The organism is Streptomyces sp. cmx-18-6, from assembly GCF_046548915.1.
Lineage (GTDB): Bacteria > Actinomycetota > Actinomycetes > Streptomycetales > Streptomycetaceae > Streptomyces.
The window spans coordinates 1-597 of sequence record NZ_JAEBEP010000051.1 but is presented as its reverse complement, the minus strand read 5'-3'; the positions used below and the strand labels follow the sequence as shown (position 1 = coordinate 597).

General features: G+C 67.2%; 1 protein-coding gene. It reads right to left on the bottom strand.

Annotation, left to right across the window (positions count from 1 at the left end):
* A partial coding sequence (locus ACLJPL_RS34090) for a TerD family protein (RefSeq protein WP_411084818.1) occupies window positions 1-597 on the bottom strand: 597 nt, incomplete at both ends.

The window sequence follows — 597 nt, the reverse complement described above, 5'->3', positions numbered from 1 at the left end:
CACCATGAGGCAGGGAGACTTCCGTGAACGTCTCCATGCGACCCGCCGGAGCCCCAAATGCTGCGGTGAGCCTTCTGCTGAACTCCGGCACCTGGGCCATCACCGCCAGCAGCACCGAGGTGGCGCGCATCTCCCGGTCCCGGTCGCTCTTGAGCACCGAGACCGGAAAGAGCCTGGCCCGCTTCCAGGAGTCGTTCTCCGCCAGGGTCTTCTTGACCGTCTTTGGCAGGGTCACCTTTTTCTTGGAGGTGCGAGGACGAGAGGACGGCGCTTTCGGCCCCACGGCCTCGCCCTCAGGCCGACGAGGAGCAGGGATGGCCTCCAGGGCCGCCTGCTGGTTCGGCTCCTCAGCCGGCGCCGGACCCGCCGCATCCGTCTGCTCTTCACCGTCCGTGCCCTCGAGCGATCCTTCTGCCTCCGCGGCCGCGTCATCTTCGATGTCGACCCCGAAGTCCGCAGCCAGCCCGGCAAGACCGATCGCGTAGCCCTGCCCGACGGCACGGAACTTCCATTCCTCCCCCCGCCGGTACAGCTCACCGAAGATGACGGCCGTCACAGAGCCGGCATCATCGACAGCGAACCGAAGGAGGCTCTCAC